Genomic DNA, 21011 nt, shown 5'->3' with positions numbered 1-21011 from the left:
GCTCACATCTCCAGAAAGTTTTTCAGCAATTGGGCTCCAGCCGCACCGGAGCGTTCCGGATGAAACTGCACGCCAAAGAAGTTGTCTTTTTCTACTGCGGCGGTAAACGGCTCGCCGTAATTGGCCTGGGCGATGGTATCTGGGCATATTGGCATTGCATATCCGTGCACAAAGTAGAAATAGGTCCCATCCGGGATCCCACGAAACAGATGATTACCCGCTTGTGGGGTAATTTGATTCCAGCCCATGTGCGGCAGCGGTAAACCAAAATCCATCATCTGTTTTACCGGCGTATCAATAATACCGAGAGTTTCAATGCCACCACTCTCCTCGCTGCTGGTCGCCAGCAACTGCATTCCCAGGCAGATACCCAATACCGGCTGAGTACAGCTCTTAATCAGTTCGATAAGTTCGCGTTCTTTTAACTGATCCATTGCTGCATGGGCAGTACCGACACCTGGCAGGAAAAGCTTATCTGCACGCAGTACAATCTCAGGGTCACGGCTGATAACGGGTGCATAACCCAAACGTTGCACCGCATAGGTGACAGAGGAGAGGTTGGCGCACCCTGTATCCAGAATCACCACATTCATTACAGCACTCCTTTGGAACTTGGCAGGGTATTGCCCTCAACGCGGATCGCCTGACGTAAAGTACGACCAAACACTTTAAACAGGCTCTCGACCCGGTGGTGATCGTTACGGCCTTTGGTTTTCAAGTGCAGGGTACAGGCCATGGCATAAGAGAGGGAGCGGAAGAAGTGCTCAACCATCTCAGTGCTCAGGTCACCCACGCGCTGGTAGTTAAATTCCGCTTTGTATTCCAGATGCGGGCGGCCGGAAATATCTAGCGCGCAGCGCGCCAGACACTCGTCCATTGGCAAGACAAAACCAAAACGGCCAATACCGCGTTTGTCACCGAGCGCGTTGTTAATCGCTTCGCCCAGTGCCAGTGCCGTATCTTCTACGGTGTGGTGGTCATCAATGTAGAGGTCACCGCTGACCTGAATATCCATACGGAAACCGCCGTGAGTGGCGATTTGATCCAGCATATGGTCGAAGAAGCCCACGCCAGTTTTGATCTTGCTGCCCCCTTCACGATCGAGCCACACATTTACATCAATTGCCGTCTCTTTGGTGACACGGTTAACATAGGCATGACGGTCTCGTTGGGTTAGCTGCTTGGCAATCTGCGACCAGTTCAAACCATCACGCTGATAACGCAAGCCGCTGATGCCCATATTGTGAGCCAATTGCAGGTCAGTTTCTCGGTCGCCGATAACATAGCTATTAGCACTATTCATTACGCCTTCAGCCAGATAACTTTCTACCAACTCGGTTTTCGGCTTACGGCAAGTACAATTATCCGCAGGTAGGTGCGGGCAAATTAGCACTTGCTCGAAATTGACGCCCTGAGAGCTAAATATTTGCATCATCAGGTTATGGGGAGGATCAAACGTTTCCTGTGGGAAACTGTGGGTACCCAAGCCATCTTGATTGGTTATCATCACCAAACGATAATCCGCTTTTTGCAGTGCCAGCAAGGCCGGGATCACTTCTGGCTCCAGCGCCAGTTTGTCCAGCCGGTCAACCTGAAAGTCTTCCGGTGGCTCAGCAATCAGGGTGCCGTCTCTGTCAATAAAAAGAAATTTCTGGCTCATATCGTTTCCTTACGCAGGCTGGAGGTATTAGTGCTATTGGGGCTATTGATACCAGGCAGGGGAGCAAGGGCGGCAATCACTCGCTCACACTCCTGACGGGTGCCTACCGTAATGCGCAGGCAGTTGGATAACCCAGGTTGCTTATTTTGGTCACGCAGGATGATGCCTTGGTCCCACAGTGTTTTGAATACATTGCTGGCGGCGGTAAAACGGGCCAGTAAATAGTTACTTTCACTGGTAAATACCTGCTCAACACAGGCACAGTCTTGCAGCGCGCTTTGTAACCATGCGCGGTTAGTTCGTACTTCGTTTACCCGCTGGCGCATTTGCTCAAGACCTTGTGGGCTGAGCGCTTGTGCAGCAATATCGGCCACCGGTGTAGACAACGGATAGGGCGCGATCACTTTCAGCAACAATTGGATGATATCGCTGTTGGCCAAGGTAAAGCCACAACGTAAACCGGCCAATGCAAAAGCTTTCGATAAGGTGCGCAAAATGACTAAATTCGGATAATCTTTTAGCCAACCGCTTACCGAGGCCTGTGGGCAGAACTCGATATAGGCTTCATCGATAGCCACGATAGCGCGACCTTGCGCCAGTTCCAGCACTTCACGCAGAGAGGCTGGGTTGATTAAATTGCCAGTTGGGTTATTTGGGCTGCAAACATAGATCAATTTCACCCGATCCAGGTTTTCTTTAATTGCCGGTAGATCTAACTGCCAGTCCGCGGTGGTTTGCACGGTACGCAGTTCCACACCAAAGGTTTCGGCGCTGACGGCATACATACCATAGGTTGGCGGGCAGAAGAGTATCGCATCTTCATCCGGTTCACAGAATGCACGAATTAGCAGCTCAATACCTTCATCGGCACCACGGCTGACTAACACTTGATCAGTTGCTAAACCGGCATAGGCGGCATAACGCTCAATCACCTGTTTCGGCTGACATTCTGGATAGCGATTGAAGTTTTGTACCGTAAGTTGGTATTCGGTCGCTAGCGGGTATTCGTTGGCATTAAGCCAAACATCGCCATTACCGCCCAAACGGCGGGCAGACATATAAGGGGTCAGGGCACGGACATTGGCACGGGCCAAATCGGTGACGTTGGTAGATTGGCTCATGCTTGCTCCTTTTGGGCGGCTGTCAGGGCCGCAACACGTAGGGTAACGGCGTTTTTGTGGGCGGTGAGTTGTTCGGCTTGCGCTAAAATTTCGATAGTCGAAGCCAGACCCAGCAAGCCCTGTGGTGTTAATTGCTGTACTGTCATTCGCTTAACAAAATCGGCCAGACCCAAACTGGAATAAGTTGAGGTATAACCATAAGTCGGTAACACGTGGTTGGTACCGGAGGCATAATCACCCGCAGATTCCGGCGACCAGTCACCCATAAAGACTGAACCGGCATTATTAATCTGATCGATAATGTCTTCCGGCTGACGGATTTGCAAAATTAAGTGTTCTGGGCCGTATTGGTTACTGATATCAATACATTGTTGCAAATCTTTGGTGACGATCAAACGGCTGCTTTCCAATGCCTGACGAGCGATATCAGCGCGCGATAACAATTTAAGTTGCTGCTCTACCTCAACAGCGACTGCTTGGGCAATGGCGGCATCCGGGGTCAGTAATACCACTTGTGAATCCGGCCCGTGCTCCGCTTGAGACAGCAAATCAGAGGCAATAAACGCCGGTGTAGCACCACTGTCGGCAATAACCAACACTTCTGACGGGCCAGCTGGCATGTCAATTGCAGCACCATCCAAACGTTGGCTTACCTGACGCTTCGCTTCAGTGACATACGCGTTGCCGGGGCCAAAAATCTTGTTCACTTTCGGTATTGATTCGCTACCGAATGCCATGGCAGCAATCGCTTGTGCTCCACCAATCTGGAACACTTCATTAATCCCACACAGTTGCGCGGCATACAGTATTTCATCGGCAATCGGCGGCGGGGAACATAAAATGACCCGCTGGCAACCGGCAATGCGTGCTGGGGTACCGAGCATGAGTACGGTAGACAGCAGCGGGGCGGAACCACCGGGAATATACAAGCCGACGGAGGCAATCGGACGGGTGATTTGCTGGCAGCGTACGCCCGGTTGCGTTTCAACATCCACCACGGGCATTTTCTGCGCGTTGTGGAAGATTTCAATATTACATACTGCTTTCGCCATGGCTTGTTTAATGTCGTCATTCAAGCGCCCGACGGCGGCAGTTATCTCATCGCTACTGATGCGGATATTGGTAACCTGCACCGTATCAAAGCGTTGGCTGAAATCACGCAAGGCGCTGTCGCCTTCGGCTTTCACACGGTCAAGGATTTCACTGACGGTTGCGGTGATTCGCTCAGAAGCATTAATAGCCGGGCGGCTCAACAGCGATTTTTTCTGCTCTTCGCTGCATTGCTGCCAGTCGATTAGGGTATTGAAATTCGTCGGCTGCATCAGTTACTCCATCATTTTTTCAATCGGTAATACCAGAATGGAGCTGGCACCTAACGCTTTCAGCTTTTCCATGGTTTCCCAGAACAGCGTCTCGCTACTGACCATGTGCATGGCGACACGGCTCTTATCACCGGCCAATGGCAGAATAGTAGGGCGCTCGGCACCTGGCAGCAGAGTAATGATTTCGTCCAAACGTTCACTGGGTGCATGCATCATGATGTATTTGGATTCACGTGCTTGAATAACGCCCTGAATTCGGGTCATCAGGCGATCAATCAGTTGTTGCTTATCGGCTGGCATTTCGCCATCACGCTGAATCAGGCACGCTTTGGAGCGGTAAATGACTTCAACTTCGCGCAGGCCGTTGGCTTCCAGGGTGGCACCGGTTGACACCAAATCACAGATAACATCCGCCAAACCGGCACGGGGAGCCACTTCAACAGAACCGTTCAGTAAACAAGATTTAAAGGTAACCCCTTGTTTATCAAGGTATTGCTTTAAAATGTGTGGGTAAGAGGTGGCGATGCGCTTATTTTGCAGGCATTGCGGGCCGGTATACTCGGTATCCAGTGAGGCTGCCAGTGACAGGCGACAGCCACCGAAATCCAGGCGGCGTAAGGTGAAGTAACGGGGATCTTCGCCTTGAGCACGGCGGCTCAGTAACTCTTCTTCCAGCACGTTTTCGCCAATAATCCCCAGATCAACCACCCCATCCATCACCAGTCCTGGGATATCGTCATCACGTACTCGCAGGATATCGATTGGCATATTTTCTGCAAAAGCGATCAGGCGCTGTTGTTGCAAATTGATTTTAATCCCGCAGCGCGATAACAATTCATGGCAATCATCACTCAGGCGGCCTGATTTCTGCATTGCAATGCGTAAACGTGTTTTATCCAGCATGGTAAATCCTCAATCTATTAATTAATCATATAAAATGATGAGCAACAAAAAAGCCCTCGGAAGATTATCTTCCGAGGGCTTTCTCTATTGCGTTCTACCGCCACCTGGAAGATTCGTTAACCGTCTTCCAGCACACATCGGCCTGCAAGACTAGTCAGGATGATGGTGATGATGGTGATTAAATTGAACGCAGTTCATAATAATTTCTCTGTTTGGGCGGTTTTGAGCAAATCAAAATAGCCTTGATGTATCCATATAGCCATGACGTGGCATAACTTCTGTCAATCAACCTAAACCATCTGCTCGGTAGCGCGCAACCTTTTTTTCGCCTGATGCATTTATTTCACCCTGGAAGGGTGCGGCTTATCAACCAGTAATGGTTTTCTACTTAGTCATTATCACTTTGTTTTATGTCAGTATAAGCATGAAATATTTACCCAGCGTCATTATACCGATTTATAGAAAGAGGCCCATAATAGAGAGTAATTGTTAGGTAACAGTAGTTGGCGTAACTTATGCGTATTACGTGTGTTATCGGTATACACCCGTCATACTTCAAGCTGCATGTGCATTAGCCGCCTTCCTGCAACTCGAATTATTTAGGGTATAGGTTATCGGTATGAATCCGTGGAGAGCAATTGAAATGAAGAAAGTAGCCATTATTGGGTTGGGCTGGCTGGGGATGCCATTGGCGCAATCATTAATCCGTCGTGGAATACAAGTGGTTGGCAGTAAGACTACGCCAGATGGTGTCGATGCCGCCAGAATGAGCGGAGTTGATTGTTTTCAATTGCAACTGACACCGGAACTGATTTGCTCTCCAGACGATCTGGAGCAACTGATGACCGCTGATGCTTTGGTCATTACCTTACCTGCCAGCCGCACCGCCGAACGTGGGGAACAATATCTTCAGGCGGTACAGATGGTGGTCGACAGCGCATTGGCTTTCGGTATGCCGCGCATTATTTTTACCAGTTCTACCTCGGTGTATGGCGAAACCCGTGGCCGAATCAAAGAGAGTTCACCGCTTCAACCGGTGACCACTGCCGGTAAAACACTGATGGAGCTAGAGCTTTGGTTGCATAAGTTACCCAATACTTCGGTGGATATCTTGCGCCTTGCCGGGCTAGTGGGCACCGATCGCCATCCTGGCCGTTTTCTGGCAGGGAAATGCGGTGTGCAAGGCGGCTCACTGGGGGTTAACCTGGTGCATCAGGAAGATGTTATTTCAGCCATCGAGTTGTTGCTTAAGCTGCCAAGGGGCGGCCATATTTATAATTTGTGTGCGCCACACCATCCCGCCAAGCGTGATTTCTATCCTGAGTGCGCGCGAGCATTACAATTGACGCCACCGGAGTTTGCTCCCGAGGATATTGAGGAAGCACCACGTGAGATTGATGGCAGCAAAATTTGTAGCGAGCTGGGGTTTGAGTATCAATATCCAGACCCAAATCGAATGCCTTTGAATTAATTATCTTATCGGCTACTGAGCGTTTGTATTTTGGGCTTGGGCAGTGCTCGAAATCCTCACGTACTACGTGTACGCTCCGGTTTTTGCGCGCTGGCCGCACCCAAACTACTTTCGCTCGCTATGCCTTGAATGGATATTGAAAGCATTACAACATAAGAATCAATGCCCTATCACCGCTTTTGATGGATATAGGTCAGCGCCAGCGCCATCGCTAATACCAGTCCTTTGATGATATCCATGGCATAATAAGGTACTGACAGCATCACCAGGCCGTTTTGTAATACACCCAAGATCACCGCGCCAATTAAGGTGCCGAAAGCATTAGGCTTGCCAGAACCGGCCAAAGAGAAACCGATATACGCTGCTGCCACGGCATCCATTAGGTAGCTCCCCCCGGCGTTCACCTGCGACGAGCCAATACGTGATGCCAGCAGAATGCCACCCAGTGCCGCTAACAGGGAAGAGAGCACATAGGCCAGCACCCGATAACGCACGGTACGGATACCCGCCAATCGAGCCGCTTCTGGATTACCCCCAATTGCATACATGCGCCGGCCATGTTTGGTTAGCGACAGATACAACTGCACTACAATTGTCACCGCCAGCATAATCAGCACAATTACCGGCACTTGGCCCAGCGCTGAAAACATCTCAGGAATGACGCCTTCCGCCATATCGCCGCTGGGTAGCAACATATTTTGCGTGATAGACCCGCCATAACTGTAGGTCATCGCCACGCCCTGAATCACAAATAGACTGGCAAGGGTGGCCAGCATGTCAGGGATCTTCAGTACCACGATCAGAAACGCGTTAAACAGGCCGACCAAGGTACAAATCAGTAGCGTTAGAATAATGGCGCCAGTGGTACCAAAACCGTACCAGACAAATAGCGATACCACGATGGCATTGGCCAACGAAGCGGTGGAACCCACCGACAGATCAAAACCACCAATCGACAGCGAAATCGACACTCCAATGGCAATCACCGTCACGATGGCGATGGAGCGCAAAATATTGATAATATTGTTTGGATCGAGGAAGTTATCCGATGCCAAGCCAAATAACGCGATTAGCGCCACAACGGTGAGTAACATCCCCCATTTGTAGAGAAAATCAAAGAGCTGATGACGCCATGGTTGTGCGTCGGCTAGGGGGATTTCTTTGTTCACTGAGGGGTTCCTCCAGTAGAGAATAGTAATAATGTCTCTTCATCAACATCGGCGGCGTTCAGTTCGGCGACAATACGCCCATCCCACAACACACAGATGCGAGAGCATAAACCGACCAATTCTGAGAATTCACCGGATGCATAAATAATGCCTTTCCCACTCTGTGCTAAAGCGTCAATCAGAGTGAACAGGTCTTGCTTGGCTTTGATGTCGACACCTTTAGTCGGTTCATCAAAAATCAGTACCTGCGCATCACCGCGCAACCACTTGCCGATTGCCACTTTCTGCTGATTGCCTCCCGATAGGCGCGCGAGTTTCTGTTGCGGCGAAGAGGCACGTATCCCAAGACGCTGAATTAACTCTTTGGCCCAATTTAGCTCCTGACGGCGGCTAAAAATACTCCAGCGGGAAAAACTGTCATCGGCGGCCACACTGAGATTCATCGCAATCCCTTCGTGGATAAAAATACCTTCTTTGCGCCGCTCTTCCGGTACCAATGCCAATCCTTGTGCGACAGATTGGGCGGGCGAGCGTGGCTTCCAGGTTTTACCTTGTAATTCGCCACTGTCGACACGGCTGGGTGTTGCGCCAAACAACGCTTTGCACAGTTCGGTTTTCCCCGCACCGGCTAACCCGGCAATACCCAGAATCTCCCCTTCATGCAGTGTCAGGGAAATATCGCGCAATTTGTGTTGATCATGTAAACCGCGTACAGCCAGCAGTGTTTTACGGCTGACCGCCGCTCGCCGAGGGGGAAAAATATCATCCAGCGTATGGCCAAGCATTTTTTCCACAATCTGCTCGCCGCTTAGCTCACCCATGGCATCATGGCTGACACGCCGCCCATCACGTAACACCGTTAATTGATCGCAAATTTCGCGTAATTCATGGATGCGATGTGAAATGAAAACGATTGCCATGCCTTCCGATTGCAAACGGCGGACTACGCGGAACAAGCGCGCGCTCTCTTCTTGATCCAGTGGTGCGGTGGGTTCATCTAAAATCAGGAAACGGCATTGGTGGGAAAGGGCGCGGGCTAATAACACCTGTTGTTTCTCTGCCAGCGTGCAGGATTCCAGACGTTGACGCACATTTAATTTAACATCAAGTTGCCCGAGTAGCGCTTCTGCCTGACGGTAAAGCTGCGGCCAGTTAAACAGATGTCCCTGCTCCGCCAGTGTATCCAGCATAATATTTTCCGCCACAGACAGGGTGGGGATCAGCGCGACATCAACCTCTTGCTGAACCACATGGATACCCTGTTGTTTGGCTTGTCGGGGGGAATGAATATCTATCTGTTGGCCATCAATATAGATCTCACCACGATAGTGACTGTGAGCGCCGGAAAGAATAGCCATCAAGGTTGATTTTCCTGCACCATTAGCACCGACCAGTGCATGGGTGGAACCACCTTCCAGTGTAAAATCAACTTGTTGTAGTGCATGGAATCCAGAAAACGAAATAGAGATATTGCGCATCTCAAGGCGGGAGGAGCTGATGCTGGACATAAATTTCTGTGACTGCCCTATAAAGTATTTTGGCGACCTACCCCTTTTTGCTATTCAGAAATAGGCTTACGATTTTTCTCAGGTCAATCAACCGGAGAAACAGGCAGTCAATAATGCTGCTGATAGCTTTCTTTTTTAACACAGTTTCTATTATTCGCAACAAACTAAAGTAGTTAAGGTATATCAAAAAATTATTAAACATTGCTGGCTTACCCCTTAAGATGAGAAAAACAGCGATAAGAACGTAATTTAAAAGGAACGCGCGATGAGCACGAATGCAATCCGGGTACAGGTAGGTCCGGCCAACTATTTTTCTTTTCCGGGTGCTATCGACAAACTGAGTGAGTTCTACCCTCCGGCGGCCCTGGATAAGGCACTGTGGATCTTTGGTGAGCGTGCTTTGGCGGCAGCCAGTGATTACTTGCCCGCCGCGTTCCACGGGCCGCAAGCGGTGCGTGCTGCGTTTTCAACCCATTGCAGTGAGTCTACTGTTGCGGATTTGGTGAAAACGGCGGGCAATGACCGCCTGGTGGTGATCGGTATCGGCGGTGGGGCAGTATTGGATACCGCGAAAGTGGTGGCACGTAAGTTGGGGTTGCCACTGGTCGCTATCCCGACTATCGCTGCAACCTGCGCCGCTTGGACGCCACTCTCCGTCTGGTATAGCGACGCTGGGCAGGCACTGAATTTTGAAATTTTCAAAGATGCTAATCACTTAGTCTTAGTTGAACCGCGCATCATTTTGCAAGCACCGGTGGAATATCTGCTGGCAGGTATTGGCGATACCTTGGCAAAATGGTACGAAGCCGTGGTACTTAGCCCACAGCCGGAAACGTTATCTCTCACCGTTCGCCTCGGATTACAGGCTGCGTTGGATATTCGTAATGTGCTGCTAAAGCAAAGTGAAGCCGCGTTACGGGCGGTTAAGCAAGCTGAACTGACACAGGACTTTCTGGATGTGGTGGATGCGATTATTGCCGGGGGCGGCATGGTTGGTGGGTTGGGGGAGCGTTATACCCGGGTGGCGGCGGCACATGCAGTGCACAATGGCCTGACTCTGTTACCCCAAACTGAGCATTTTCTGCATGGCACCAAAGTGGCCTATGGGATTTTGGTCCAGACAGCCCTGCTGGAGCAGGATGAGGCATTACAGTCATTGATTGTGGCGTTTAAAAAGTTGGGCTTGCCAACCCATTTAGCGGCGCTGGATGTTGATATTAATGACCGCGATGCTATTGAGCGGGTGATTGGTCGAATTCTGAAGCCGAGTGAATCAATTCATTATCTGCCTATTGCATTGAATTCAGACAAACTGTGGGCGGCAATTGAGCGGGTAGAAATGGCCGCTCAGCACTGATAGCACGCGGGAATAACCGTTTATACCCGTTATACTTCAAGCTGCATGTGCGTTGGCTACGCTCAATAACCCGAATCACTTACTCATGTAAGCTCATCGGGATTTTCTCGCTTGCCGCCTTCCTACAACTCGAATTATTTAGGGTATAGATCAAACTGTCATAAGAATATTGTTTCAAGTGCTTTAACATCTTGTTTTTTGCTCTCAACTTAGGGCAGAATACGCGCCATGCAATAACCGACGTTTAAACGCGTCGGTTATTTTTTTGCATTCATGTTTTCACAAATCAAGAGGCCGGACAACGATCCGGATAGATAAACAGGTCCGCGAGCGATTATTCACATACTGAAATCGCCGTTATGAGGAAAGAAAGATGGGGCAATTATTCACACTGGCACCGGTGCCCACCGGTATGCGCTGCACATGCAGCGATTATGGCGCAGCAGGTATGGCAAATACCCGTTACTCCGCTCTTATTTCCCCACTTACGTATCCCAGGCAGATACGAAGTTTCCCCGTCACCTCTAACCTGTGCGCTACACTTGCGAATCGGGTTAAAGGTATGGGGAGGCTGAATCATGACGCATAACGCTACTGTTGCAGTCGGTACTAACCAAACGGGTACCAACAACCGCGTCCAACTCAGAAAAACACTAACACTGGTCCAAGTGGTGATGATGGGTCTGGCTTATTTACAGCCGATGACCATTTTCGATACTTTTGGCATTGTTTCCGGTTTGACCGATGGTCATGTCGCGACCTCTTACGCCATTGCGTTGATTGCGGTGCTGTTCACGGCAATCAGCTATGGCAAACTGGTTAAACGCTTCCCGTCTGCGGGGTCGGCGTATACTTACGCCCAGAAATCCATTAGTCCGAATGTTGGCTTTATGGTGGGTTGGTCATCACTGCTGGACTATCTGTTCATGCCGATGATTAATATTCTGTTGGCAAAAATTTACCTCGAAGCGATTTTCCCTGGTGTGCCATCATGGATTTTTGTTGGCGCGCTGGTCAGCCTGATGACGCTGTTTAACCTGCGTGGCATCAACGTGGTGGCAAACTTGAACTCGGTTATTGTTGTGGTTCAGGTGGCTATCATGGTGGTCTTTATGGGGCTATTGATTCATGGTGTTTATCAGGGTGAAGGTGCGGGCACATTGGTAAGCCCACGCCCGTTCTATTCTGAAAATGCCCATTTGGTGCCGATGATAACCGGGGCCACGATACTGTGCTTCTCATTCCTGGGTTTCGACGGCATCAGTTCATTGTCTGAAGAAACCCCTAATGCCGGTAAAGTGATCCCGAAAGCGATTTTCTTGACGGCATTGATTGGCGGCGTGATCTTTATTGTGGTGTCTTATTTCTTACAGCTCTATTTCCCGGATATTTCGCGCTTCACTGATCCTGATGCGTCACAGCCGGAAATTATGCTGTTTGTTGCTGGCAAATTCTTCCAGTCAGTTATCTTGTGCTTCTCCTGTGTCACGGTATTGGCATCAGGGATGGCGGCACATGCTGGCGTTTCGCGTCTGCTGTATGTGATGGGCCGCGATGGGGTATTCCCAGAAAAAATATTTGGTTACGTGCACCCGAAATGGCGGACTCCGGCAATCAACGTACTGTTGGTCGGTGGCGTGGCATTGTCAGCTATTTCTTTTGATCTGGTGACGGCGACCGCATTGATTAACTTCGGTGCGCTGGTGGCCTTTACCTTCGTGAACCTGTCAGTGATTTCACAGTTCTATATCCGTGAACGCCGTAACAAAACGTTTAAGGATCATTTCAGCTACCTGATTCTGCCAATGATTGGTGCTGGAACGGTGGGGGTGCTGTGGATGAATCTGGAAAGCAGTTCAATGACACTGGGGCTGGTGTGGGGCGCGATTGGTCTGGCTTATATGGTCTGGAAAACCCGTGCTTTCCGTCAGGCTCTGCCTCAATTTAATGGCGAACTGGCACAGTAGTCGCATCTGATATTGCGCAATTGCTGACTAAAACGGAGCCTGATGGCTCCGTTTTTTATGGGATAATTTGCTGCCACAACCCTAGCTCACCAAGCCTCTGGCATACTCAAACAGTGCTTTCAGCAGTGCCAGCTTCTCTTTATCGTCTTCATACTGGTTATAGAATTGTTCCAGTTGCAGCACGTAGTCCTGCACTCTTTCAGGATTGAGGGCTTCGCGGCGATGTTCCAGCCAACGCTGTTGCTCACTGTCAGTCAGCGTATTGGGGTAATTACGGGCGCGAAAGCGGAAAAATAGCGCTTCCAGCCGTGGATCTTGAAAGGTCAAATCCAGTGCGGGCAGGTTTTGCGGTTCAGTTTGTAAAATGATCTTCATGGTGGCGCGGTCGGCATCGCTGAAGAAGCCATTATACAGTTGTGCATCGACATCATCGGATACCGCAAAAGGTTCGGCTTCGGCGAACAGTGCCACCACTTTTTCACGTACTTGCGGATTTTGCCGCAATAATTGTAAATTTTGCAGGCAACGTTGGCGATCAATGCCCAAACGATCAGCATTTTCCGGTAATAAAGTTTTAGCCGGAGCCAGTACCGGGCATTTATTGATATGCACCAGTTTCAGTGGCACCGCTGCATCCTGTGCATTGAGTTTGTCGCGGCGGGTATACAGACGCTCGCGCAGTGTATCGCTATCCAACGCCAGCAATGGCGACATATCACCGGCCAGGTCACACATAATCACCGCATTTTTATTCTCAGGATGCCATGCCAGCGGCGCAACCCAACTGGTATTGCCCCGCACCGCGCCAAACATGCCGGAGACATGAACCAACGGCGTCATCTCCGCGATATCAATCAGTGCGTTTATTTTATGCTTACTGCGGTGTTGATATAAATAGTCGAATAGGCGGGGTTGCGCCTGTTTGACCAATTTCGCCATCGCGATGGTGGCATACACATCTGACATCGCATCATGGGCATGCAAATGCTCAACACCATTGGCTTTGGTCAGATGCTCAAGCTTGAAACTCGGCAGGCCATCTTCATTTTCCGGCCAGACGATACCTTCCGGGCGCAGGGCGTAACAAGCTCGCATCACATCTAACAGATCCCAGCGGGAATTCCCTCCTTGCCAGCTATAGGCATAGGGATCGTAAAAATTGCGGTAGAAAATATTGCGACTGACTTCATCATCAAAACGAATATTGTTGTAACCGAGGATACAGGTGCCCGGCACATTGAAAGCCTGATGGATTTGGCGGGCAAATTCTGCCTCATTCACGCCATTGGCTAAGGCATGCTGTGGCGTGATACCGGTTATCATCACAGCCTCTGGCTGTGGCAGATAGTCATCGGCGGGAGCACAGTAAATGACCAATGGCTCTTCGATAATATTGAAATCTAAATCGGTGCGCACCCCGGCAAACTGGGCCGGCCGGTCCAATGCCGGACGCTGACCAAAGGTCTCGTAATCGTGAATGTAGAAAGTAGGTTGCTTATTTTTATCTGACATTATTCGGTTTAACCCTTTTTACTATGGTCATTCTTTAGTGATGGGCCACCGTTTTGGTGGTAAGCCGCAGTGACCAATAACGTTAGTGTTAGAATATCATTTCAAGTGCGCCGAGACGTCAGGATTTATTTCGACATACTTATGTTTTGCCAGAAACATGCCGATCTAATTAGTATTTACCTACCGTTTACTCAGCTATTCATACAATTCGCCTACTAAATGACACGGTAGGAATCATGGTGAAAAAACTTCTGCTAACCGGCGCAACAGGGTTTCTGGGCGGGGCAGTGCTTGAAAAGTTATTGTTGGCAGACGCCGATTTTAATTATTTATTATTAGTACGGGCGACTACGCCGGAGCAGGGGCTAAACCGCATCCGTGAAAATCTGGCGAAATTTTATCTCCCCAGTCAGCGGCTGAATAAAATAAATATCAACCATATTTTATTAGGCGATTTGGCAGAGCCGGATAGCTTTATTAATGACCCACGTATCGATGATGTGACCCATGTTATTAACTGTGCTGCTGTCGCGTCATTTGGTAATAATCCCTTAATCTGGAAAGTAAATGTAGACGGCACTCTGGCGTTTGGCAAAAGAATGGCAAATGTAGTGGGATTACAGCGCTTTATCCACGTGGGTACCGCCATGTCGTGCACACCAGATGCCGGAACGGTGGTTAGCGAGCAAGTATTATCAGCGCAAGATGATGCGCATTTAGTGGAATATACCAAGTCCAAATCAGCTATTGAACGATTGCTGGCAGAGCAATGCCCGAATTTACCGCTGGTATTAGCCCGGCCATCGATTGTCGTTGGGCATACCCGTTTGGGGTGTCAGCCCTCTAGCAGTATTTTCTGGGTATTTCGCATGGCATTAATGCTACGTAAGTTTATGTGTTCATTGGATGACTATATCGACGTTATCCCGGTCGATTATTGTGCGGATGCTCTGCTGTGTATTTTGTTCCATCCCCACTTGACCGAAAATATTTATCATATTTCTGCCGGAGAAAAAGACAGCGTCAGTTTTGCCGAAATTGATCAAGCGATGTCATGGGCCGCGCGGCAAAAACCGATGGGTACAGATTATTGCCAGGTAGACTACGGTGCTTTGGTGCAGATGCGTAACCAACTAAAAAGCATTTTCGGCCCCTGCAATGAGCGCTTAATGTTGAAAGCCATGCGTTTATATGGCTCTTTTGCAGTGTTAAATGTGCGGTTCAGTAATGAACGCCTGCTCAGTTTGGGTATGCCAAGATCACCACGCTTCACGGATTATATTGCCTGTTGTGTGGAGTCCAGCCATGGAATAACTATCCAGCAGCAAATGGCGGTTGATTTTAAATAAACATTTCTCCCCGCATGACGACAGATTGCGGGGAATAACTTTTCCAGTTTATGTCTCATCATTGATTATCCGCTTATCAGCCAGATCTACGCCGCTTACCTGTCAGCGCATGTGTCAACTGCCCGCGCTTAGAACCTAAATTGAAAGCCGCCCTGAGTCAGTCCAGCACATGAGCGAGAGGTTGCCGCCGAATTAAGTGAAATTACGACCGCAGTGAAATCATTGATGCTGGCGGTAACGCAAGAGCAGCAGGTAGAAACGCCGATTTATGGCTATGTTTGGCTGAGGATGGAGCTAACCAAACAGCTTGAGGAATTCGACTATCTGATTAATATGACGTTATGCAGGTGATCTCTCGCCGCTGAAGGCAGATGAAATTTCTGTCTGGCGAGTAAAGCAGGTAAGATAAGCCAATGAATCTTGTCACCAGGTACGGCAAAGCGGTATGGTGCAGGTAGCCTGGTCACCAGCAATTGAATTTGTGTAAAACTTAAGTGAAGGTGTAAAAATGGATAATGCAATTAAGCCGACTTTCCAGGACGTTTTGGAGTTTGTGCGTATGTTTCGTCGCAAAAACAAGTTGCAGCGTGAAATCGTTGATAACGAAAAGAAAATCCGTGATAACCAAAAACGCGTTCTGTTGCTCGATAACTTGAGTGATTACATCAAGCCGGGGATGAGTATTGAAGAAATTCAGGCCATTATCGCGGACATGCGTACTGCTTACGAAGATCGTGTTGATGATTACACCATCAAAAATGCCGATCTGTCTAAAGAACGTCGTGAATTGTCGAAAAAACTGAAAGCGATGGGCGAAGTTAAGTAACTTCACCAAGGTTTGATAGCTTGTTTTAACACTATTAAGAGAAAGGCTGGCATCAATTGCCAGCCTTTTTTTTGGCTAAAATGGCTCTAACTTGACGGTTTGTTCTGCCGCAAGAAACTAAACGCTGGGATTTTAGCACCTTTGACAAAGATAAACGCCAGCAGTAACGAGCCCCACAGCGCCATAGTGATATAACTACTGACACCCATGATATTCAGCCCGCTTTCCAGCATTTGCAGCAGGAACAGCGCCAGTACAATGCCGAAAACTTTGCCAAATCCACCATCGGGATTTACCCCACCCAGTACGGTTGCCAAAATAGTGATAAGTAACAGTGACTCACCGTAGGATGCTTTGGCTGAGTTCAGTTTCGACATCATTAATAAGGCCGCTACCGCACACAGTAAAGATGAAATTACATACACCCAAACCAGTGTGCGGCGCGTGTTAATCCCAGAGAAGAAGGTGGCCTTCTCATTAGAACCGGACAAATAGATTTGGCGGCCCAGTGGCGTTTTAGCCAGAATCAGCCAGATGGTCAGTGCTACCGCGACGAACAGATAAAGTGGCACTGGCACACCGAGAAAGTTGCTGCGATCCAGTGCCAGTACATAGTTCGGGAAGTTTGAGATAGCCGAACCTTTGGAGATAAGTACATTCACGCCTTTGAGCAAGGTCATGATGCCCAGAGTGGCCAGAATAGGGGATACTCGTACCACCGAGATAAGTATCCCGTTGATAAGCCCCACAACCAATGCCACCGAGGCACCCGCCAGTAACATCAACATCATTGAACTAAAGGTTGGCGCAAGATGGGTACAAACCCATGCCATCACCAGGGCGCTGGCATTCGCGGTAGCAATAATCGATAAGTTAATCCCACCGGTCAGCATAGTAATCGCCATGGCCAGAGTTAATACCCCCGCGACAGGGATTTGCGAGGCGATGGATTGGAAGTTAGCCGCCGACCAAAATACCTGTGGAATAAATAGGCTGAATCCTACGCCGACCAGCACCAGCAGGGCAACCAGCCAGCGTTCGGTATGATCACGTTGCGTTGTTTTCGACATAGTTATATCCCTACCTTATGGCGTTGGCCCCAGGCCGTCACACTGATACTGATGACAATTACCAGCCCGATAACCACGGTATGCCAGTACGACGAAATGCTCAGTAAATTCAAACCATTTTGTAATATTGCCAGCAAAATCACCCCCAGCAAGGTACCGGTAAGTGTTCCACGGCCACCCACAATACTGGTACCGCCGAGCACCACGGCTGCCAGCACTGTAAGCTCATAGCCCAGTAATGAATCAGGCGCTACAGTTAATACGGTATAAGACTGTACTACGCCGGCGATACCGGACAGAAAGCCCATATAGCCATACACGAACAGTTGCAGTTTGAGAATACTGAACCCCATGCGTGACGCCGCTTCCTGATTGCCCCCTAAGGCATAGATTTGCCTGCCAATACTGGTGCGGGTCATCAGTAGAGCGGTAACAATAATGGTAATTAGCAGCGTTAGAATAGGGAGCGACAGGCCGTAGTCATAACCATCGGCAGCGGTAAAGGCGAACAGCATTGGCCCGTGTTCAAACCATTCAGGGTAGCTATACAGCCAAACACCACGGCTGAGATACAACAGTAAACCGTAGAAAATATTCAGTGTGGAAATGGTGATAATGATCGACGGTACGCGTAAGCGGTTAACCAGCAGGGCATTAACCAAGCCCAAAAGTAGGCCGATACCACCAGCCAGCGCAAAAGCGACCGGGAAGTTACCACCAAACTTCACAATTAGTGTCACCATGACATATTGCGAAATAATGGTCATTGCTGGGAATGAAATATCAATACCGCCAGAAATCAATACGATAAATAAGCCACAGGCCAAAATGGTTAACATGGCGTAGTTATTTATCAGATCATAAATATTAGCAAGGGTCAGAAAATCCGGGCTGGTGAACGCAAGATAAGTCGAAATAAGCAAAATAGTGAATGCCAGCATCACTTCATGGCGTTTTAGTTGTTCTTTATTGAATAAACCTGTTTTACCTACCGCAGATTTATTAACTGCATGGGGGTTAGCCATTTACTACCTCCGCAATGGCTGCTTCGCTACTGTTACCCGGTAAAAACTCTTGTACCAGTCGCCCGGCCCGCATCACTAAAATACGGTGGCTATTGAAATAAGCTTCATCAATTTCATCGCAGACCATTAACACAGCGATACCGCGAGCTGCCAATGCATTGATAATATTATAGATACCGGCTTTGTTAGCGATATCCACACCTACAGTGGGGGAGTCAAGGATCAAAATTTGCGGATCGGTTGCCAGCCATTTAGCGATAGCAATGCGCTGCGCATTGCCGCCAGACAGCGTATTGACCGGAAGGTCGCTGTTGCCGATTTTGATCGACAGGTGTTTCACCATATCCTCGACCAGCGTATCGACCCGCTCACTACGCATCAGATGGAACACGTTTTTCAGGCGATGCAGAACAGTGGCACTGATATTGTCACGAATGGATTGTTCCATAATCAGCCCGGTGCTCATTCGGTCTTCTGACACATAACCGACCCCCGCCGCAATAGCATCACGGTTACTGCTGAAATACATCGGTTTATCGTTAATTCGGATGGTGCCTGACTCCGGTGAGGTCAAACCGAATAAACTAAGACACAGTTCAGTGCGGCCAGAACCGAGCAGGCCCACCAACGAGACAATTTCCCCCGGATGCAGCGTCAATGAGATGTTGTGATATTCATTACTACGGCAAAGCTCCTCCACGGCCAGCACCGGCGGGCGGGCGGCACTGTAGGGCGGTAGCACCTGAAAATCAAATTTCATGCCGGTCATCAGCCACGCCAGCCGCTGGTTGTCCACTTCGGTGGCCGGGTAAGTGCCAACCCAATCACCATCCTTTAGCACCGTGATGCGGTCTGAAATCTCCAACACTTCACTTAATCGGTGGCTGACAAAGACTACGCAGATATTGCGTGATTTCAGTTCATGTACCACCCGCAGCAAGCCATTAACTTCTTGTCGGGTGAGGGAGGCGGTAGGCTCATCCATCACAATCAACCGGGCATCCTGTGCCAAGGCACGGCAAATAGCCACCAGTTGCTTCTGGGCGATGGGCAAATTCTCAACCAGTTCATCCAGATTGAGATGCGCATCAATGCTGCTGATCACCTGCTCAGCCGTGGCGCGCATCTGGCGTTTGTCCACCCACAGGTGATGGTGATAATGGTTCATGGCGATATTCTCGGCCACAGTCAGGTTCGGGAATAACGACAAATCCTGATAAATTACCTGAATCCCTAAGCGAACGGATTCAATCGGGGTCAGGCTTGAGTAAGTTTTGCCATCAATGGTAATCGTGGCATCAGCATCGGGCTGATAGACGCCGGAAATAATCTTGATGAGGGTCGATTTGCCACACCCGTTTTGCCCTGCAAGACAATGTACTTCACCGGGTAACAGGGTCATAGCCACTTTATTTAGCGCTTTGACGCCATAAAAGGTCTTACTAACATTTTCCAGGGTAATAAATGGCTGCATATATCCTGTGTCCTTTTGATTCTTAATTAATTAATTGCGGAACCAGACAGGGCGTCCGGCTCCGCAATAACTTAGTGAATCAATACAGCGAATCCACGTTGTCTTTGGTTACCCGTAATACATTGTGGAACTGGATCAGATGCTTATCTTGGTCAACTTCAGCTTTACCCACGCCAGGAATTTCCATACCTGACTCAATTTTTTCACCTTTCAGCACTTTGTCCGCCACTGCGGTCAGTGCATAACCGGCAGAACCTGGGTCATAGGTCACGCCCATTGCGATATCACCGCTTTTAATCAGGGATGCCGCCTGTGAAGGGATCATCATACCGAACACATGGACGTTGTTTTTCGCACGTTTCTCTTTCACGGCACGGCCAGCACCGATCGGACCTTGCGAACCGAAGGCGACAATACCTTTCAGGTCACTGTGCGCTTTCATTAAATCGAGCGTGGTACGGCGTGAATCATCAATACTCTCGGCAACAGGCATGCGGCTGGTCACCTCAAACATATCGGGGTAGTGCTCTTTCTGATATTTAACAAACAGATCGGCCCACAGGTTATGCTGTGGCACCGTCAGGCTGCCGACATAAATCACATAGCCACCTTTACCACCCATGGCTTTTGCCATCTCTTCTACGTTATCTGCGGCAAATTTGGCGTTATCGATGATTTCGATATCCCAGTTGGCGCTGGGTTGCCCTGGAGATTCGTTGGTTAACACTACAATACCGGCTTCACGGGCTTTCTTGAATACCGGTTCCAGTACATCGGCATCGTTGGGCACAATACTGATAGCACTGACTTTTTTCGCGATTAAGTCTTCGATAATTTTAACCTGTTGCGGGGCATCGGTACTGGAAGGGCCGATTTGATAGGCTTTGATAGCCAGATCTTTACCAGCGCGATCCACACCTTCGCCCATGCGGTTAAACCACGGCATACCGGCGATTTTTGAGATATTAACCACTTCGATTTCCTGCGCCAGTGCACTGCCCGAGCACACCATCATGCTGAACAGACTGGCTGCCAACAGGGTTTTCACACTCAATTTTTTCATTTAAGGCTCCCGGAACTCATGTAGGTTGAGGTAATTGTTATTTAAGGTATTGGTGCAATAATCAGCATGCTGTATTACATGAATTTTATTTATGTTTTTAAAAAAATGAAGATTTAACAGGAAACAGATTTTACATCTTCACTACATTTCCTGCTGGTGGGATCTAATACCTTGATAGCAGTTTCCCCCATATACATGAATGCTATTTACATGG

General features: G+C 49.1%; 19 protein-coding genes, 1 pseudogene and 1 other annotated feature. Of the genes and pseudogenes, 7 read left to right on the top strand and 13 right to left on the bottom strand.

From position 1 onward, the window contains the following. Positions 1-2: 2 nt before the first annotated feature. The 6 genes from hisH to hisL all read right to left on the bottom strand — a co-directional run bounded on the left by hisH (position 3) and on the right by hisL (position 5204). The gene (gene hisH, locus V2A85_RS04100) at positions 3-593 is read right to left on the bottom strand and encodes an imidazole glycerol phosphate synthase subunit HisH (protein WP_032906852.1); all 591 of its coding nucleotides are present in this window, start codon (positions 591-593) and stop codon (positions 3-5) included. Then, the gene (gene hisB / locus V2A85_RS04095) at positions 593-1660 is read right to left on the bottom strand and encodes a bifunctional histidinol-phosphatase/imidazoleglycerol-phosphate dehydratase HisB (RefSeq protein WP_049603572.1); all 1068 of its coding nucleotides are present in this window, start codon (positions 1658-1660) and stop codon (positions 593-595) included. The genes hisH and hisB overlap by 1 nt, the downstream gene beginning before the upstream one ends. Continuing rightward, complete coding sequence (gene hisC, locus V2A85_RS04090; protein WP_420070923.1) at positions 1657-2781, bottom strand: histidinol-phosphate transaminase; 1125 nt, start codon at positions 2779-2781, stop codon at positions 1657-1659. Before hisC ends, hisB begins: the two co-directional genes overlap by 4 nt. Beyond that, positions 2778-4103 (bottom strand): histidinol dehydrogenase, encoded by a 1326-nt coding sequence (gene hisD / locus V2A85_RS04085; protein WP_372558474.1) that lies wholly within the window; start codon positions 4101-4103, stop codon positions 2778-2780. The genes hisC and hisD overlap by 4 nt, the downstream gene beginning before the upstream one ends. 3 nt (positions 4104-4106) lie before the next feature. Further along, on the bottom strand, positions 4107-5006 hold the full coding sequence (hisG, locus tag V2A85_RS04080; RefSeq protein WP_004388789.1) for an ATP phosphoribosyltransferase: 900 nt from the start codon (positions 5004-5006) through the stop codon (positions 4107-4109). Between the two features lie 44 nt (positions 5007-5050). Beyond that, positions 5051-5181, bottom strand: a sequence feature (His leader region). Beyond that, positions 5157-5204 carry a his operon leader peptide gene (gene hisL, locus V2A85_RS04075; protein WP_105877057.1) on the bottom strand — a complete coding sequence of 16 codons (48 nt, stop codon included), beginning with the start codon at positions 5202-5204 and terminating at the stop codon, positions 5157-5159. It overlaps the preceding feature by 25 nt. Before the next feature lie 445 nt (positions 5205-5649). On the opposite strand from hisL, the gene V2A85_RS04070 reads away from it, so the two are divergent. After that, positions 5650-6477, top strand: coding sequence for an SDR family oxidoreductase (locus tag V2A85_RS04070; RefSeq protein WP_372559861.1), 828 nt, complete (start codon positions 5650-5652; stop codon positions 6475-6477). Positions 6478-6647: 170 nt separating this feature from the next. Here the strand turns inward: V2A85_RS04070 and V2A85_RS04065 are convergent, their stop codons facing one another. After that, the gene (locus V2A85_RS04065) at positions 6648-7646 is read right to left on the bottom strand and encodes an ABC transporter permease (RefSeq protein ID WP_420070922.1); all 999 of its coding nucleotides are present in this window, start codon (positions 7644-7646) and stop codon (positions 6648-6650) included. After that, the gene (locus tag V2A85_RS04060; protein ID WP_372558475.1) at positions 7643-9154 is read right to left on the bottom strand and encodes a sugar ABC transporter ATP-binding protein; all 1512 of its coding nucleotides are present in this window, start codon (positions 9152-9154) and stop codon (positions 7643-7645) included. Before V2A85_RS04060 ends, V2A85_RS04065 begins: the two co-directional genes overlap by 4 nt. 265 nt (positions 9155-9419) lie before the next feature. Here V2A85_RS04060 and V2A85_RS04055 point away from each other — a divergent pair, with 265 nt between their 5' ends. The 3 genes from V2A85_RS04055 to V2A85_RS04045 all read left to right on the top strand — a co-directional run bounded on the left by V2A85_RS04055 (position 9420) and on the right by V2A85_RS04045 (position 12478). Further along, positions 9420-10511, top strand: a complete 1092-nt coding sequence (locus V2A85_RS04055; RefSeq protein ID WP_420070921.1) for an oxidoreductase — start codon at positions 9420-9422, stop codon at positions 10509-10511. A 373-nt stretch (positions 10512-10884) separates the two neighbouring features. Continuing rightward, positions 10885-11100 carry a hypothetical protein gene (locus tag V2A85_RS04050; RefSeq protein ID WP_032906857.1) on the top strand — a complete coding sequence of 72 codons (216 nt, stop codon included), beginning with the start codon at positions 10885-10887 and terminating at the stop codon, positions 11098-11100. After that, positions 11090-12478 carry an APC family permease gene (locus tag V2A85_RS04045; RefSeq protein ID WP_083159326.1) on the top strand — a complete coding sequence of 463 codons (1389 nt, stop codon included), beginning with the start codon at positions 11090-11092 and terminating at the stop codon, positions 12476-12478. Before V2A85_RS04050 ends, V2A85_RS04045 begins: the two co-directional genes overlap by 11 nt. A gap of 81 nt (positions 12479-12559) precedes the next feature. Here V2A85_RS04045 and sbcB read toward each other — a convergent pair whose 3' ends face one another. Continuing rightward, positions 12560-13990 carry an exodeoxyribonuclease I gene (sbcB, locus tag V2A85_RS04040; RefSeq protein ID WP_420070920.1) on the bottom strand — a complete coding sequence of 477 codons (1431 nt, stop codon included), beginning with the start codon at positions 13988-13990 and terminating at the stop codon, positions 12560-12562. Positions 13991-14229: 239 nt separating this feature from the next. Between sbcB and V2A85_RS04035 the strand changes: the two genes are divergently transcribed. The 3 genes and pseudogenes from V2A85_RS04035 to tmaR all read left to right on the top strand — a co-directional run bounded on the left by V2A85_RS04035 (position 14230) and on the right by tmaR (position 16165). Then, positions 14230-15339, top strand: coding sequence for an SDR family oxidoreductase (locus V2A85_RS04035; RefSeq protein WP_420070927.1), 1110 nt, complete (start codon positions 14230-14232; stop codon positions 15337-15339). 159 nt (positions 15340-15498) lie between these two features. Further along, positions 15499-15690: pseudogene (locus V2A85_RS04030) on the top strand (FUSC family protein); the annotation flags it as partial. 157 nt (positions 15691-15847) lie between these two features. After that, positions 15848-16165, top strand: a complete 318-nt coding sequence (gene tmaR / locus V2A85_RS04025; protein WP_005187773.1) for a PTS system regulator TmaR — start codon at positions 15848-15850, stop codon at positions 16163-16165. A gap of 86 nt (positions 16166-16251) precedes the next feature. On the opposite strand, the gene V2A85_RS04020 is transcribed toward tmaR, so the two are convergent. From V2A85_RS04020 to V2A85_RS04005, 4 genes are all read right to left on the bottom strand, one after another. Continuing rightward, a complete protein-coding gene (locus tag V2A85_RS04020) occupies positions 16252-17235 on the bottom strand; it encodes an ABC transporter permease (protein ID WP_372558478.1) in 984 nt (327 codons plus the stop codon). A 2-nt stretch (positions 17236-17237) separates the two neighbouring features. Then, positions 17238-18260 carry an ABC transporter permease gene (locus V2A85_RS04015; RefSeq protein ID WP_083159285.1) on the bottom strand — a complete coding sequence of 341 codons (1023 nt, stop codon included), beginning with the start codon at positions 18258-18260 and terminating at the stop codon, positions 17238-17240. After that, positions 18253-19734, bottom strand: a complete 1482-nt coding sequence (locus V2A85_RS04010) for a sugar ABC transporter ATP-binding protein (protein WP_372558479.1) — start codon at positions 19732-19734, stop codon at positions 18253-18255. The genes V2A85_RS04015 and V2A85_RS04010 overlap by 8 nt, the downstream gene beginning before the upstream one ends. A 79-nt stretch (positions 19735-19813) precedes the next feature. Then, positions 19814-20749: an autoinducer 2 ABC transporter substrate-binding protein gene (locus V2A85_RS04005; RefSeq protein ID WP_420070926.1), complete on the bottom strand. Its 936-nt coding sequence runs from the start codon at positions 20747-20749 to the stop codon at positions 19814-19816. Positions 20750-21011: the final 262 nt, after the last annotated feature.

The organism is Yersinia sp. 1252 StPb PI (assembly GCF_048593885.1).
Lineage (GTDB): Bacteria > Pseudomonadota > Gammaproteobacteria > Enterobacterales > Enterobacteriaceae > Yersinia > Yersinia enterocolitica_E.
The sequence above is the reverse complement of the archived record's forward strand: the minus strand, read 5'-3'. Positions and strand labels throughout refer to the sequence as shown.

Bases quoted from the DNA above. Each gene is read 5' to 3' on its own strand.
- hisH (WP_032906852.1), bottom strand. From the start codon at position 593: ATGAATGTGGTGATTCTGGATACAGGGTGCGCCAACCTCTCCTCTGTC.
- V2A85_RS04015 (WP_083159285.1), bottom strand. From the start codon at position 18,260: ATGGCTAACCCCCATGCAGTTAATAAATCTGCGGTAGGTAAAACAGGT.
- hisD (WP_372558474.1), bottom strand. From the start codon at position 4,103: ATGCAGCCGACGAATTTCAATACCCTAATCGACTGGCAGCAATGCAGC.
- V2A85_RS04045 (WP_083159326.1), top strand. From the start codon at position 11,090: ATGACGCATAACGCTACTGTTGCAGTCGGTACTAACCAAACGGGTACC.
- V2A85_RS04060 (WP_372558475.1), bottom strand. From the start codon at position 9,154: ATGTCCAGCATCAGCTCCTCCCGCCTTGAGATGCGCAATATCTCTATT.
- hisC (WP_420070923.1), bottom strand. From the start codon at position 2,781: ATGAGCCAATCTACCAACGTCACCGATTTGGCCCGTGCCAATGTCCGT.
- V2A85_RS04070 (WP_372559861.1), top strand. From the start codon at position 5,650: ATGAAGAAAGTAGCCATTATTGGGTTGGGCTGGCTGGGGATGCCATTG.
- tmaR (WP_005187773.1), top strand. From the start codon at position 15,848: ATGGATAATGCAATTAAGCCGACTTTCCAGGACGTTTTGGAGTTTGTG.
- V2A85_RS04050 (WP_032906857.1), top strand. From the start codon at position 10,885: ATGGGGCAATTATTCACACTGGCACCGGTGCCCACCGGTATGCGCTGC.
- sbcB (WP_420070920.1), bottom strand. From the start codon at position 13,990: ATGTCAGATAAAAATAAGCAACCTACTTTCTACATTCACGATTACGAG.
- hisB (WP_049603572.1), bottom strand. From the start codon at position 1,660: ATGAGCCAGAAATTTCTTTTTATTGACAGAGACGGCACCCTGATTGCT.
- V2A85_RS04055 (WP_420070921.1), top strand. From the start codon at position 9,420: ATGAGCACGAATGCAATCCGGGTACAGGTAGGTCCGGCCAACTATTTT.
- V2A85_RS04005 (WP_420070926.1), bottom strand. From the start codon at position 20,749: ATGATGGTGTGCTCGGGCAGTGCACTGGCGCAGGAAATCGAAGTGGTT.
- hisG (WP_004388789.1), bottom strand. From the start codon at position 5,006: ATGCTGGATAAAACACGTTTACGCATTGCAATGCAGAAATCAGGCCGC.
- V2A85_RS04010 (WP_372558479.1), bottom strand. From the start codon at position 19,734: ATGCAGCCATTTATTACCCTGGAAAATGTTAGTAAGACCTTTTATGGC.
- V2A85_RS04020 (WP_372558478.1), bottom strand. From the start codon at position 17,235: ATGTCGAAAACAACGCAACGTGATCATACCGAACGCTGGCTGGTTGCC.